This is a genomic window from Chryseobacterium tagetis (assembly GCF_016735585.2).
Taxonomy (GTDB): Bacteria; Bacteroidota; Bacteroidia; order Flavobacteriales; family Weeksellaceae; genus Chryseobacterium; species Chryseobacterium tagetis.
The window spans coordinates 472021-487574 of sequence record NZ_JAERSE020000001.1 but is presented as its reverse complement, the minus strand read 5'-3'; the positions used below and the strand labels follow the sequence as shown (position 1 = coordinate 487574).

The following is a 15554-nucleotide window of genomic DNA, read 5'->3' as shown; positions in this document are numbered from 1 at the left end:
CTATTTTTTAACATTCAGGAATTTCAATTTTCCCTAACAATAATCTGTAATTATTCAATTGCTTTTTAATTGTACTTACCTCAGTTTCAAAAAAACTAGAACCAGAAAAAAGCTCCTCATAATAAGTAATCCCGTTGAAAAGATTTTCTTTAAAGGTTTTCCATTTTTTGATCTGGGAATTGGTTATTTTTTCCGTGAAATCAGTAATGTCTTTTTTCAGATGATCCACATATAATTTCAACTCGTTGATAAACATATTCGGTCGATTATCATGAGAAAGAATATTGTTATTCCCATAAATATGCTGTACCATTTCACTAAGAGAAACTTCTTTATCAAAGAAAGCAAGATTCGGTCCAGGGCAGATCACTACGCCCTGCTTCTCCCCTTTTACCTCTAAATTTTGCTCCATGTACGCGGCATTTACCAATCCCACGCAAAGACAAGCCTTTTCTGTAATGATTTCTTTCTTTTTCTGGAATTGTTCAGCTGTCATCGCTTCTTTTTCAAGTTCCAATTCTCCTAATTTGATATCCTGATATTTTTTAGATGCCGTACAAATTCCTTTTGGAGAGTATTCTTTACTTAATGCCAGTAATTTTTTCGGACATGAACTTCCGTAATGATCTTTGGATTCTTTGTTTCGTCTAAAAATTTCGTTTGAGGTTCCTTTCACGGTATTAAAAGGCACTCCCAATGGAGAAAGATTACTCAAATAGAAGTCATTTTCCTTTGATTTTGCAAGTAATTTCCTGGTTTCATTATCCATAGCAGTCGCTTCCGGAACCAGCAAAAACGGCGATCCCCACCCGATACTGTCAACATGATACGTTTTTAAAAGAAAATCATGCTCTTCAGCAGTTCCTACCCCACCCTGAACGGTAATTTTCATTTCTAACGGCTCAGAAACCGAATGTTTTCCTTTCTGTTCCAAAGCTCTTGTCATCAGAGAATGGGCAGATTCTATCAGTTCGTTTTTTCTCTGCTTAAATTCTTCCATAATTGGACCGAGTAACAAACCTTCTGTTGCAAAAGCATGACCACCGCAATTTAATCCGGATTCTATTCTGTATTCAGACACCCAAAGTCCTTTTTTAGCTAAAAAATTCCCCTGAATCATTGCCGAGCGAAAATCACTTACTTTTAAAATAATTTTCTTTTTCAAAAAACAGTTTTCATCCGGAAAAAAATCATTAAATTCTTCAATATAGCTGTATAAACGGGGATTCATTCCTGCGGAAAGCACCATAGAAGATGATAATTTACTGTTTGCAAAACCACGTAATGAAGCATGAGCATCATTATACATGACAGGTAATTGTTCATTTTTATGAAAATTATCCTTATCGACCTTCGTCATGATATTGACATCGATATTTCCGGGAGAAAGATGCGTTTCAATAAAGTTTTTAATAGAAGAAGTAATGTCCTCCTTTTGATTGAGAAAATGTTGCAGACCGTTTTTCAGCTCTGAAGCACCTGGAAGCATTTCCATAAAGTTTTTCAGGGCCGTTTTGTTTTTTGAAATCTCCTCTTTAAAGGCTTCAAATTTTTCACTGACAATATCATCCATCATATCCAGATAATCTGTGATTCTCTTGGCACGATAGTCATCAATCTTTGTTGAAATACCGGAGTAATTCAGATTAAATTTCTTACTGTAAAAATTTTTCATTTTTTCTATAATCTCATCATCAATTATAGAAACTACGGAAGATATTCCGTACTGTGCGACACGAATAGGACTGTCTATTGTGTACGCCAATCCCATTACGGGAATATGGAAATTGTGCAAAGGTTTTTTGATCATTCTTTATATTGATTAAAATAAATGTCTTAGCCTTAAATTCCCGTCAACTTAATTCACTTCTGCAAAAGTATCAGTTTCAAATTAATTATGCCTACAATAATATATGATTTCACGTAATTTCTTTTAAATTATTTCTCTACATTCATCAAAATTCTATTTAACTGTTTATTTTTGTGTAAAATCCTTCAAATGACCTTGAAATTTTGCTCCCTTTCTTTTTTAATTCTTAACAGCATTTTTCTTTCTGCTCAAATAAGTGAAAAGGATTACGAAATCATCGAAACCAAATGCAGTAAAAATTCATATCTGGTTGCAGAATCGGCTTATAAAAAATCGGCTCTCTTAAAAGCAAAAAACAATTTTACAGATTTCGAAGAGCTTTACCGCACCTTAATTGATTCCAAATGTAATTTGTACAAACCTATTTTAATACGGTATTGGAGCGAACATAAAAACATGAGTGATTATGTATTCGAAAACTATTTTCTCAACAAACCTGAAAATTATAAAGATTTTATAAAAGGTATTTATACCGATAGTTATTATACAGAACAAGAAATGAATGAGTATTCTTTCAGTTCGCTTTTAAAATACTTATATTCTGTTTCTCCTAAAGATCTGGAAGATTATATGAATGTTGTCTTTAGTAATGATGAAAAGATAGGTTCTACTTTTCCATCTTTTTTTGATTTCTTAGAACAAGAAAAATTAATAGAAAAATATAAAGGCAATCTTTTACAATATGTGCTTTATAAAAAACAAAATTTCCTAGCATTGGTTACTTTTCTGTTTACCTATCTTAAAGATACAAAACCACTTGCTGAAGTGTTGGAAAAGACTCAGGATCACTGGAACAGGCTGGATAATAGCAGAAGAACCGGTTATTATTATTTTCTAAAAAGAGATCATCTTCTTTTTAAAAATAACAATCCTGATTTTGAACTGGATAAAGATTATACGACTAGAATCAATTTAAAAAAAGTAATTAATGACCTTAAAGCTCAGGGATTGATTGGCAACAACCCTATTATTTATGCATTTTCAAAGATTCAGCCTTACGAGAAAGGACAATTGATTCCTACACTCAAAAAAATGGAAGCGGAATATAAAATTGATATATTTCAGGCTCTTACTCCTAAAGAAATTAAAGAATTTAACCGGGTAAACGATATCAATAATCCTGATGGTGTATTATATGTTTCTTTATTACCTAATTTATAGATAATTGTAATAAAGTTTAATTGTTGTAATTCAATTTTCAATTCAATAAAAATTAACAATAGCTTAATTTCAACCATAAAAACTCCTATTCACCGTAACAAATCATTAAAACAATCTTAAAATTCTCTTCAAAGCATTTTCTAAACAAGCATTTAATTTTGTTCGAATTTAAATCTAAAGAAAGTGAAGAAAATTTTTACCTCTGTTCTCTTGTGTGCCTCTATTTATTTTTATGCACAAACGGGTACTGTTTCGGGAAACATTAATGATGATTCTAAAATTGCCCTTCCCGGAGCAAAAATTTCCCTGACTCCCGGAAATATCTATACGACTTCAGATGACCACGGAAATTTTGTTTTCTTAAATGTTCCGGCCGGAAGCTATACCATGAAAATCGATTATTTGGGATATGGAATCAGAGAATACAGCGTGACTGTAGTATCTGATAAAAATACCCAGCAAAATATCGTCTTCGCAAGAAAGGAAACCACCATTGAAGAAGTTGTGGTAACCGGAGCTACTTTAAAAAACCAGGCAAGAGCTTTAAATAAACAAAAAAATAACGCCAATATCACCAATGTCATTTCATCTGATCAGATCGGACGTTTTCCTGATGCCAATGTAGGCGATGCCTTGAAACGTGTTCCCGGAATAACGATCCAAAACGACCAGGGTGAAGCAAGGAATCTTATTATCAGAGGTCTCGCTCCTAATTTGAACTCTGTAACTTTAAACGGTGACAGAATTCCTTCTGCGGAAGGCGACAACAGAAATGTTCAGATGGATCTTATTCCTTCTGACATGATTTCAACGATTGAAGTTAATAAAACATTGACTCCGGATATGGATGCCGATGCCATTGGTGGTTCGGTCAATCTGATTACAAGAGCCTCTCCGAACGGGAAAAGAATTTCGGCTACGGTTGCAGGAGGATACAGCCCTATCCGTGAAAAGGGAAATTATACCGCAGGATTGGTTTATGGAGACCGTTTTTTAAATAAAAAACTGGGGGCTGTATTCAGCTTTTCTTATAACAACAATAATTTTGGTTCAGACAATATAGAGCCTACATGGAGCCTTGCCAAAGATGCTGCACAAACAGCTTATGTGAGCAAAATGGGAATCCGGTATTACAACGAACACCGTATCCGTCATAGTTTTGATTTGAATATGGATTATGAATTCAATTCAAAAAATAAAATCTATGCTTCTGCAATGTATAATTTCAGGAATGACAAGGAAAACCGCTATGCTTTAGGCTACAAAATAAAACCTGTTTACAGCACTGATAAATCAACGATCGAAGATTGGGAAGGAAGTATCACAAGACAGGATAAAGCGGGAGATTATAACAATGACAATACCCGTTTGGAAAGACAAAAAGTGCAGAATTATGCCTTACGCGGAGAACATCTTTTAGGTTCTAAAATTGATCTGGACTGGGCCATGAACTATGCTATAGCAAGTGAAAAGAAACCGCACGAAAGATATATTGAATTTGAAAATGAAGATGTGAGCTTTTCATCGAATGTACTAGACCCGAGAAAACCAATGATTCTTCCGACATCTCCTGATAATCTTGGGGATTACCAATTGAGTGATCTTTCAGATTCTAACAGCTTTACTCAGGAAAAAGAATTTGGAGCAAAAGTCAATTTACGTTTTCCATTCTCTGTTATTGAAGATCAGAAAGGGAGAATCCGTGTAGGAGCACGTTTAAGATTGAAAACCAAGGAAAGAGAGAATGATTATTTCGCTTTCGAACCGATTAATGATATGGGAAGTTTACTGAGTGTTCCCACGACTTATTTTAACGGGCATAACTTCCAGCCGGGAAATTATGTTCCGGGAACATTTGTAAGTACGTCTTATTTAGGAGGATTAGATTTATTTAATTCCAATTTATTCAATGCAGAATCAAAACCTGAAGAGTTTCTTTCGAGCAATTATAACGCCAAGGAGAATATTTATGCAGGATATATTCGTTGGGATCAGGATTTCAGCGATAAATTTTCAATGATTGTCGGAGCACGTGTTGAAACCACGAGAATCGACTATACCGGAAATTATGTAATGGATGAAGAGGAATTGGCAGGAAAGATCACAAATACCAATACCTACACCAATGTCCTTCCAAATGTATCATTCAAATATGTTCCTGTTCAGAATTTAATCCTTCGCGGAGCGTTTACAACTGCTTTGGCCCGTCCTAATTATTATGCATTGGTTCCGTACCTGAATGTTATTTCAGGAGATGAAGCCATTTCTGCAGGAAATCCTGATTTGAAAGCAACCTATGCTTACAATTTCGATTTTATGGCTGAAAAATACTTTAAATCAGTAGGTATTCTTTCCGGAGGCGTATTTTATAAAAACCTGAAGGATTTCATCTATACCTATTCAAGAAAAAATTATTCAGCGAATGATTTTGCGAATGATTTTGCGGGACAAAGCAATCCTATTCCTGCAGGAGAAAACAACTGGAGCTTTACCCAGCAGAGAAACGGTAATAATGTAGACCTTTATGGCTTTGAAGTCGCTTTACAAAGGCAACTGGATTTTATTCCGGGAGCATTCTGGAAAGGGTTGGGAATCTATGTAAACTATACGTATACCCATTCTAAAGCTAAAGGAATCACGAATGAAGAAGGCGTTGAAAGAACAGATGTAGGACTTCCGGGAACGGCTCCGCACATGTTTAACGGATCGCTTTCCTGGGAAAACAAACGTTTTTCTGCAAGGATTTCTATGAATTATGCATCTCACTATATTGATGAATTGGGAGGAAATGCCTTCGAAGACCGTTATTATGATAAACAATTCTTCCTTGACGCAAATGCTTCCTATAAAATTACGAGCCAGCTGAGATTGTTTGCGGAAGCGAATAATTTAACCAACCAGCCTTTGAGATATTATCAGGGAATTCAGGACAGAACAGCGCAGGTTGAATATTACAGACCTAAATTTAATTTTGGGGTGAAATTTGATTTTTAATTGAATTTATATTGATTAAATAACCATCCAATTGTCATTCCGTAGGAATCTCAGCAATGTTGCTTACAATCTTGCCTGAATTCCTACGGAATGACAACTAACTGTAAAAGAAAATTCAAGTTTTTACAGCTAGAAAATGTAAACAAGTTTTAAAATTTAAATGAAAAAAGTAAATTACATCATAGCCTTATCTATTCTGCCATTCGTCGTAAATTGTGCGGGACAAGGTCAATTAGGAAAAAAACTGCAACCTACTGTCGTTACGGAAACCGTAATGTATGATACAGACGATCCTGCTATCTGGATCAATCCTGAAGACGCCTCAAAAAGCATTATCATCGGAACAGATAAGGATACCAATGGCGGATTATACGCTTTCGATCTGGACGGAAAAATCGTCAATAAAGTTTTGGGATTAAAACGTCCGAATAATGTCGATATCGAATATGGTTTTGATCTGAACGGAAAGAAAACCGACATTGCCGCAACAACGGAAAGAGAAACCAATAAAGTAAAATTATATTCACTTCCTGATTTAAAGGAAGTTGGAGAAATCTCTGTTTTTGATGGTGAAACCGAACGCGGACCGATGGGAATCTCGATGTATAAAAATCCTGACACCGGAGAAATGTTTGCGATTGTCGGAAGAAAATCAGGGCCGAAAGACGGATATCTTTGGCAATATAAATTAGTTGAAAAAGACGGAAAAATCACTGGTGAAGCCATAAGAAAATTCGGAAAATACAGCGGTTTAAAAGAAATAGAAAGCATTGCGGTAGATGATGAAATGGGATATATTTATTATTCTGACGAAATGTTCGGGGTTCATCAGTATTATGCGGATCCAGCCAAAGGTAATGAGGAATTGTCTGTTTTCGGAAAAGGAGATTTTAAATCTGATGTGGAAGGAATTTCTATCTATCCTACTTCTGCAAATACCGGTTATATTTTGGTTTCCAATCAGCAGAAAGATACTTTCAATGTGTATTTAAGGGAAAATCCTTCAAAAGGAAGAATTGCAGAAATTCCGGTTTCTACAAAAGAAAGTGATGGTTCGGAAGTCACCAATGTAAATCTAGGTCCGAAATTTCCTAAAGGAATCTTTGTAGCTATGAGCAATGGGAAAGTTTTCCATATTTATGACTGGAGAATCGTTGAAGAAAAAATCAAAGCAAACATGAAATAATTAAAAAAATTCACCTATTATATTCTTTTCAAAAACCACTGTAATTTTTATTGCAGTGGTTTTAAACAAAAAACCATCTCACTATTGAGATGGTTTCTTATTGTAATTTTCAATTACCAACCTAGGTAGTAATCTTTGCTCAGCCAATAAGGACGGTCTAATCCGAAATACGACTGAAGCATTTTTTCAGCCTCACAGAAAGCCCCTTCTACCCAACCTTGCTGATCTGAGTAAGCTTCTCCAATGATATGAATTTCTTCATCAACCACAGGTTTTCTCATATATGGCATAACGTCTTTCACGGAATATCCGGCTTTCCAGGCATGGTATCCAGCTCCGAAAGGATCATCTGTCCAGTCTCTAAAATACGTTACATAAGGTTCAGGAATAGTTACTTTATCTCCGTGAAGCTCACGAAGTTGATTCATCAGTTCACCCACCATTAATTTTGTAGCCTGAACATCGTCTAATTCATGCAGTTCTTTTAAAGAAGCTGATTTTGCTGCCTTTACTTCAAAGAGCACTTTATCATCAGAAAGTGCTTTCCAGAATGTTTCGGTTTCCATATCTCCATAACTTCCCAATAGCATAGAATTGTCTGTATGAGGATCTGTTCCGAAATAATAACACTGCCTCATTGGCAAATCGGTGATCGAATGTCCGGAATCAATTCCTAATTCATTCCACCAAGGATATGGAAAGCCCATCAGAATTTTGAAAGCGGGTTCCATTATCACAGAACGGATATTGTAATTCAGTGTTGAATTTTCATTAATATTAAAGAAGAAATTGTTCTGATCCAATAGCTCCAACGATTTTCTAGGCATTCCAAGAACGATCTTATTGGTATATACTTTCCATTCTTTATTGGTTTTTAGGTTTAAGAAAATCAATTCATATTTATGAGAAGCTCCTAAATTATGATCTTTTCTAAACGTAATCAATTTATTTTCAGACCAGATACAAGCTCCTTCATGCTCCATATAAGAGTTGGCCAAAGCGTATGCAATACTGTCATATCCCTCTTCGATCGTTTTATAAATAGTTCCTGCCGAGAAATCTCCTACCATATACGGAAAAGCTTCTGCAGAATTCCAGTTTATCGTATTTGAGTAATATCCGCCTGCATTGGCAAGGAATTCATATCCTTCCTGAGAAACCTGGTCTTTAATTAAATTCCAGAAACCTAGATCATTCACTTTACGCCCGTCATAAGGCGAATTTGGGAAGTTGTACACCAGCTTAGGCTTAATATCGTCCCAGTCAACACTCGTTAATTCAAATGAATAATCATAGATTGTCTTCCCTCTTTTAATTAATTTTCCATATTTTTCAGCAACCCAAGGATCTGCCATCAATACATCATAAATAATTTTATTAAAGAGCTGATCTGAACTGAATCCCAAATCATTTTCATTAAGATAATATCTTGTTGGAAGTTTTTTCCCTTCTCCCTGAGCGACGTCCCATGCATCCTGCTTAAAACGTTCTTTTCTTAAATACATCAATAATTTTGTAGACTCTCCCATTGGAAAAGGAACCGGTGTCATGATATCTTTTAAAACAGGGATCTTTTTGTTCGGATCATCCGGATCTGTATACCCTTCAATTAAGGTGGTTACAATTTGTTGAGAAGTAAGGTAGCGCATTCCTCCCAGTTCGCCCCAGAAATTCATTCCGGGCATAATCACAGACTCCAATCTTCCTCCAAGTCTGTCATTCATGTCGAAAATCTGCACATCACTGGCTTTATATTTTTCGTCAGCTATTAAACGGTAAGCGGTGTACAATCCTGAAGTTCCTGCTCCGATAACAGCTACTTCAATTTTTAAATCCGGGTTCATTCCAGGATTTAGAGGGGTGTTTTTGTTCATGGTTGTATTAGTTTTTAAATAAGTTTTCTAAAGTAGTTTTGTCCAAGCTGGAACGGACTAATATCAAAATCAGTATGCCCGTCTAAAGCCAAATCTGACATGATTTTCCCTAAAAAAGGAGTAAATTTCGCGGCCCAGCCTGTCGCATACACCACAATATTTTTGTGATTCGGAACATAGCTTGGTGCAAAATCTATCAAAAGTTCTTTATTAGCAATCGTACTCAGTGCGATAAGACATGTCGAAGTATATTCCGGTTCTAATGCCAAGCCTGTCATGTGCTCTTCTACCCATTGTGAAGTGTAGCTAAGTTCCAATTCATTCGGAATTAAAGTTCTCTCGCTTGGATCATCTAATGGTGTAATTACAAAATCCGGCGCCACACGAATATATTCGGGATGATCCCAATCTACCGAAGGAAAACCGTAGAACTGATTGCCATTTTTCCCAACCGCATTCTGGAACACAAACCAGGTTGGGTACTGAATGGTAGGATCTGTTTTTTTGAAATAAGCAGAAGACATATTCCAGTAAGTCGCCTGGATTTTAAAGTTTAACAAGTTGATAACACTGTTGATGTATGGTCCGGGAATAATGGCCAGTTTTTTAGAAATATAAATTCCATTAGGAGTTTCAATTTCAAAAAGGTCTCCGATCTGATTAATCTTAAGAACAGGAGAATTTTCTTCTAAAGTAACAGTTTCTTCTTTCTTACAAAGATCTAAAAGGGTTTCGATAGTCGCTTTAAAATTGATACTCGCTCCATCCGGCTGAAACAGTCCTGTATATGTTTCGGGAAGATCTTTAAAATGATATTTTTCTTCGATTTCTTTTGCGGTAAGCGTTGTGTAAGGAACCTTTAATGCTTTCAATGCCTCTTCAGCTTCAGCAATATTGCCTTCCGTGGAATGTACATTGGGATCTCCAAACCAAAGCGTTCCAACTTTATCCAGCAATTGAACATCCGTTTGTTTTTGCAGTTCTGCCCAATAAGGTTCGGCATCCAGAGCCATCTGTACCATATATTCATCAGGATATGGGATTCTGAACTGCCTTGAAACTCCTGCCGAGCTTCCCAGTTGATTTACAAAGGTGAACTGCTCCAGCACCAAAGTCTTTGCCTTTCGTTTACCGAGATGGTAAGCCGTGGCAAGACCGATTGCGCCTCCACCAATGACGATTACGTCGTAGTTTTCTGTTTTCATGTTACACTGTTTTTAGTTTTTATGGCTATTGAAGAAATACAGAAAAGGAGAGATAACAATTGTCCCGGTGAAGTACCATTGATATCTGTCATTATTTCTGTAATATCATCCAATAAAATTGAATATATATCAAGGTTAATTTAGATATAAATCCGTTGGTACAAGATTTCCAAATTTAAAAATAATAATGCAATCTACACATCACAAAAACAACTATTTATTATTTTTAACAAAAATATTCAATTCATATTGGATTTATTCATTAGAAATAATAATTTTCATTAACACATTAAAAGAAATACATTTTGACAAAATTTGTATAAATGTCAAATATTATTTAATTTTGCATTAAAATCTCAAGAATGTCATCCAATACCGAACAAGACCAACTTCCTCAGCAAATCCTGGAAACAGCTTCAGGACTCTATCTGAAGTATGGTATGAAGAAAGTAACGATGGATGATATTTCCAAAGCAATCGGCAAAAGCAGAACGACAATCTATTATTACTATAAAAACCGTGAAGAAGTTTTTCAGGCGGTGTTAGAGAATTTAATCAAGGAAGTTATTGCTGAAATCGATTTAAAAATGGCAGAACAATCTTCTTTTGAAGGAAAAATTCATGCATTTTGTATCGCCAAAGTTAAGACTTCTGAGGAAAGATCATCATTTTTCCGGGCGATTGAAGCTGGAATGGATGCAGAAGAAAGATCAAAACATATTACCGAAGCTCATAACAGAATGATGGAGGCGGAGAAAAATCTTTTATTAAGAATCTTTTCGGCAAGTATCAATGCTCAGGAAATAAACAATATTTCTTTGAATGAACAAGAAACTATTATTTTCATTCTGCAGAGCAGCATCAGAGGAATCAGGCGTGAACTTGGCTTGAAAAACAATTTTGAAAACTTGAACAACATCGTAAGTACACTGACTTCTATGGTCATTAAACATATCAGTTAAAATTTTTTATTTAAAATTTGACATTTTTACAAATTTTGTCAAATCATCTTTTTTTATGAATAAAATTAGTAACATCAGTACATTCCGGGCTTTTAGAAGTACAAATTATACATTATACTTTTTTGGCCGCTCGGTTTCACAATTCGGAACATGGATGCAAAGAACAGCGGTAGTTTGGGTGATTTATAGCATGACCCACTCTGCATTCATGCTAGGTTTAACTGTTTTTGCAGAACAATTTCCGTCGTTTTTATTTTCTGCCTTCGGTGGTGTTGCTGCCGACAGATATAATCGGTACAAAATCGTACAGATTACACAGATCTTATCATTAATTCAGGCTTCAGTACTCGCATTTCTCGTCATGACCGGTCATCAGAATATCTGGAGCTTTTTGATTTTAAGTGTCTTTCTTGGAATCATCAATGCTTATGATGTTCCGGCCCGCCAATCGATGATTAATGAAGTGGTAACAGATGATGAAGATTTACCAAGTGCTCTTTCTCTGAGCGCTGCGATGGCAAGTCTGGCGAAATTATTAGGTCCTGCCCTTTCTGGAATTATTTTGCAGCAGTTTGGAGCGGGAACCTGTTTCCTTATTAATGCTGCCAGTTTTGCCGCTGTGATGATTTCAATTTCGATGATGAAAGTGAAAATTATTTCTAAAAAGCCGAGTAACAAAGGAACTTTCACAGAGTTAAAAGAAGGTTTTCAATATATAAGAAAAGTACCGTCGATTGGTTTGGTGATTGTCATGTTAAGTATTACCGGACTTTTAATTTTACCTTATGACACCCTGATTCCGGTGTATGCAAAAGAGATTTTTAAAGGTGATGCTACCACTTTCGGATATATTTCAAGTTTTATAGGAGCCGGAGCCGTGATCGGAACTATCCTTTTAGCCTCTTTAAAAAAAGGAACTTCCATGAGAAAAATCCTGATCTTCAGCACTCTTATTCTGAGTTTGGGATTAGTCTGTTTTTCTTATACCACCAATTTTTATTTATCGATGTTTTTTGCCACGATTACAGGATTTGGAGCCGTTACGCAATTCACCACCTGTAACATCATTGTACAATCGGAAGTGATTCCTGAAATGCGTTCCAGAGCCATCAGTATTTTACTGACGGCTATTTTCGGAATGCTGCCATTGGGAAGTGTTCTCACAGGATTTATTTCAGAAAAGATTGGAGCTCCCAAAACGCTTTTGTTCGAAGGAATTGCGGGAATTATTATCGTTTTAGTTTTCAGGAATTTATTATTAAAGGAAAGAAAATCTCATCTCGTTAATGAAGAGTTATTAGAAGAATCAGAAGAACAATTTATCAATAAAATATAATTCAATTACAATATGGAAAACATGAAAAAAGCATTGCTGGTTATGGATATGCAATTGCCTATTTTAGGGATGGCATCCAATCCTTCAGAATTAATCAGCAACGTAGCCAAAGCAATCAAAAAAGCACGCGAAAAAGAGATTCCTGTCATTTTTGTAGTCTTAGGATTCAGAAACGGACTTCCTGAAATTTCTGAAAACAATCAGATTTTTTATTCATTCAAAAAACAGCTGGAAAATGTGGATATGGACAATTGGTCTACTATTCATCCTGATTTAGGTCTTAAAAAAGATGATATTATAGTTACGAAACGCCGTGTAAGTGCTTTTACGGGAAGTGATCTGGAAGTTGTTCTTCGCGGATTAAATATTCAGCACCTTACATTAACAGGAATTGCCACAAGCGGGATTGTACTATCCACTTTGAGAGAAGCCGCAGATAAAGATTTTAAATTAACGGTGATTTCGAACTGCTGCCTGGATTCTGATGAAGAGGTTCACAATGTTTTAATGAAAAAAGTTTTCCCGAGACAGGCAGAAGTGGTTTCGCTAGACGAATGGGAAAAATAGGATGATTTTACTTTAATTGATTGTGGCTTTCCGTAAGGTAAAAATGATTGTTTAAAATACTTTTGATTGTCATCTAAAATTTTAAATTTATGAATACAATTAAAGCAATTAAACCGGGACCCAAACCTAAGAAACCCGATGGGAATCCGGATCTAAGACCTCGTGTTAATCCGGAAAATAAGCCTAAGCATCCGAAGTTAAAACCTCATGTGCATAAACCGGGTGATTAATTTAAAATAGGTTTCGGGCAAATCTTCGATTTGCCCGAAACCTAACTCATTAATTATGATGCTGAAGATCCAGTTTAATTTTTTTCAGATCCTCAAGTTCATGAACAGGGCGTTCAATTTCATAAGGAATCGACATTTTTGAAAAGGTCTGAAAATACAACAGACAAGCATCTTTCCACCAAACGGCATCTCTTGCCTGAATTTTTAATTTTGACTGAACTTCCGTAAATCTTTGTTCATCGATATACGGCTGCATTTTGTCCCACAATCTCTGATAATCTCTTACGTTGTTTACCCCTATATCATATTTGAAACACAATTCCTCCCACAATGTTTTTCCATCTTTCATTTGGTAATTCCAGGGAACATGATGAAACCACAAGATCAGATTTTCAGGACAGGTTTTTATATTTCCATAGATTGCATTTAACGGAGGAAAATATTGTGAAACCGCATTACTTCCGGTTTCCGTTCTGTCGAATCCTATCCCATTTGCATCAGCTTTATGATAATAAACAGGTGACCAATCAGGTCTTCCACCTTTATAATCTCCCCAAGGTTCAGGACCGTAATGATGTCCGGAAGCAAAAATATGGTGCAATCCTAAAGGCATCATATAATCTACTGTCGTTTCTCTTGAAGAAAGCATCATTTCTTTTACAGGATTTACAAAATTCCGGTCATCTGTGAACGTCATTTTAATCCATTCATCAGCAATCTGCTCTGAGCTTAATTCATGATTCCATGCTAATCTTCCGAAAGCATACCAATTGGCCTGTGCAAAATGATTTCCCGTCCAGTTTTCATCTTCTCCGATATTGGCAACTCCCGCAATCCCTGTAATTTTATTAGGTCTTAAAGTTCCGTCTGTGATTTTGGCAATTGTAGAGCCTTTTCCTTCAGAATAGGTATCACTTTCTAACGTTTCTTTAAACAATGGAGCCAAATACACCAAATGATTGGAAAAACCAAGATATTCCTGCGTAATCTGAAACTCGACCATCTCCGAAGTTTTCTTTAGAGCTCCGAATAACGGATTAAATGCTTCACGAGGCTGGAAGTCAATCGGCCCGTTTTTGATCTGTACAATTACATTATCTCTGAATTTCCCATCCAAAGGAACGAACTCCAAATGCGCCTGTTTTGCTCGGTCTTCTTTACTCGGACTGTACACAAAAGCTCTCCACATAACAATTCCTCCGTAAGGTTTCAATACATCTGCCATCATATTGGCTCCGTCTGCATGCGTTCTTCCGTAATCCTGCGGTCCGGGTTGCCCTTCTGAATTGGCTTTTACCAAAAAACCTCCAAAATCCGGAATCAGTTTATAAATTTCAGAAGCTTTTTCTTTCCACCATTGCTGCACATTTTTATTCAACGGATCTGAATTTTCTACTCCACCCAAAACTTTAGGGGAAGAAAAATTAACCGACAGGTACACTTTAATTCCGTACGGTCTGAAAATATCTGCCAGGATTTTTACCTTTTGCAAGTAATCTGTTCGCAACATATTCGGTGATGCATTCACATTATTCAACACCACAGAATTGATCCCGATGGATGCATTCGCTCTTGCATATTCTTCGTATCTCGGTGAAATTTTGTTGGGTAAATCTTCCCATTTCCAAAGTGAATGTCCTGCGTAACCTCTTTCGATGGTCCCATCTAAATTATCCCAATGATTCAGAATTCTTACATCGTAAGACGGTTTTTCCGTGATATTTAATTGTGAAATATCAGATTTCGTTTGCTGAAGTCTTAAAATATTATACACTCCATATAACAATCCGCTTTCTTTTGCTGCTGAAATAATGATTTTATCTGAATTCGACTTTATGGTATAGCCATCTTTCAGATTTTTTAACGATTTTTCTGTCCGCAATTCAACGGTCTGACCTTGCCAGTGATTCATCAATTCTTTCTTCGCTATTTCAATCGTTGGATTTTTACCTTTTGAAATAATTTTATCCGCAGAAATCCCCGTTTTTGTATTGGGAAAACGAAGCCATAATTTACTTCCGTCTTCTGCAAAAAACAGGAGCGGAAATAAAAGAAAGATCAATAAATACCTTCGAAAGTTGTTCATAGGAAAGTTGTTCTGATTTGTTATTTTTATTAAAATTTCTCTCGCAGATTATCGTGATTATGCAGATAAATATGTTGAAAAAT

Annotated in this window: 11 protein-coding genes; 7 read left to right on the top strand and 4 right to left on the bottom strand. The window is 35.8% G+C overall.

Annotated features, from left to right (window positions below; genetic code table 11):
* Positions 1-7: 7 nt before the first annotated feature.
* Positions 8-1810, bottom strand: a complete 1803-nt coding sequence (locus tag JI747_RS02105; RefSeq protein WP_225685938.1) for a hypothetical protein — start codon at positions 1808-1810, stop codon at positions 8-10.
* Between the two features lie 189 nt (positions 1811-1999).
* Between JI747_RS02105 and JI747_RS02100 the strand changes: the two genes are divergently transcribed.
* The 3 genes from JI747_RS02100 (at position 2000) to JI747_RS02090 (ending at position 7211) form a co-directional block, all read left to right on the top strand.
* Positions 2000-3031: a hypothetical protein gene (locus tag JI747_RS02100; RefSeq protein WP_225685936.1), complete on the top strand. Its 1032-nt coding sequence runs from the start codon at positions 2000-2002 to the stop codon at positions 3029-3031.
* A 183-nt stretch (positions 3032-3214) separates the two neighbouring features.
* Positions 3215-6025 carry a TonB-dependent receptor gene (locus tag JI747_RS02095; protein ID WP_225685934.1) on the top strand — a complete coding sequence of 937 codons (2811 nt, stop codon included), beginning with the start codon at positions 3215-3217 and terminating at the stop codon, positions 6023-6025.
* Between the two features lie 160 nt (positions 6026-6185).
* Positions 6186-7211, top strand: a complete 1026-nt coding sequence (locus JI747_RS02090; protein WP_225685932.1) for a phytase — start codon at positions 6186-6188, stop codon at positions 7209-7211.
* 113 nt (positions 7212-7324) lie between these two features.
* On the opposite strand, the gene JI747_RS02085 is transcribed toward JI747_RS02090, so the two are convergent.
* A complete protein-coding gene (locus tag JI747_RS02085) occupies positions 7325-9085 on the bottom strand; it encodes a flavin monoamine oxidase family protein (protein ID WP_225685930.1) in 1761 nt (586 codons plus the stop codon).
* 14 nt (positions 9086-9099) lie between these two features.
* Positions 9100-10290 carry an FAD-dependent oxidoreductase gene (locus JI747_RS02080; RefSeq protein WP_225685928.1) on the bottom strand — a complete coding sequence of 397 codons (1191 nt, stop codon included), beginning with the start codon at positions 10288-10290 and terminating at the stop codon, positions 9100-9102.
* Positions 10291-10652: 362 nt separating this feature from the next.
* Between JI747_RS02080 and JI747_RS02075 the strand changes: the two genes are divergently transcribed.
* The 4 genes from JI747_RS02075 (at position 10653) to JI747_RS02060 (ending at position 13385) form a co-directional block, all read left to right on the top strand.
* Positions 10653-11252 carry a TetR/AcrR family transcriptional regulator gene (locus tag JI747_RS02075; RefSeq protein WP_225685927.1) on the top strand — a complete coding sequence of 200 codons (600 nt, stop codon included), beginning with the start codon at positions 10653-10655 and terminating at the stop codon, positions 11250-11252.
* Positions 11253-11307: 55 nt separating this feature from the next.
* Positions 11308-12588, top strand: coding sequence for an MFS transporter (locus JI747_RS02070; RefSeq protein ID WP_225685926.1), 1281 nt, complete (start codon positions 11308-11310; stop codon positions 12586-12588).
* A 12-nt stretch (positions 12589-12600) separates the two neighbouring features.
* Positions 12601-13155, top strand: a complete 555-nt coding sequence (locus JI747_RS02065) for a cysteine hydrolase family protein (protein ID WP_225685925.1) — start codon at positions 12601-12603, stop codon at positions 13153-13155.
* An 89-nt stretch (positions 13156-13244) separates the two neighbouring features.
* Positions 13245-13385, top strand: a complete 141-nt coding sequence (locus tag JI747_RS02060) for a hypothetical protein (RefSeq protein WP_225685924.1) — start codon at positions 13245-13247, stop codon at positions 13383-13385.
* A gap of 49 nt (positions 13386-13434) precedes the next feature.
* Here JI747_RS02060 and JI747_RS02055 read toward each other — a convergent pair whose 3' ends face one another.
* Positions 13435-15471 carry an alpha-glucuronidase gene (locus JI747_RS02055; RefSeq protein WP_225685923.1) on the bottom strand — a complete coding sequence of 679 codons (2037 nt, stop codon included), beginning with the start codon at positions 15469-15471 and terminating at the stop codon, positions 13435-13437.
* Between the last annotated feature and the right edge of the window lie 83 nt (positions 15472-15554).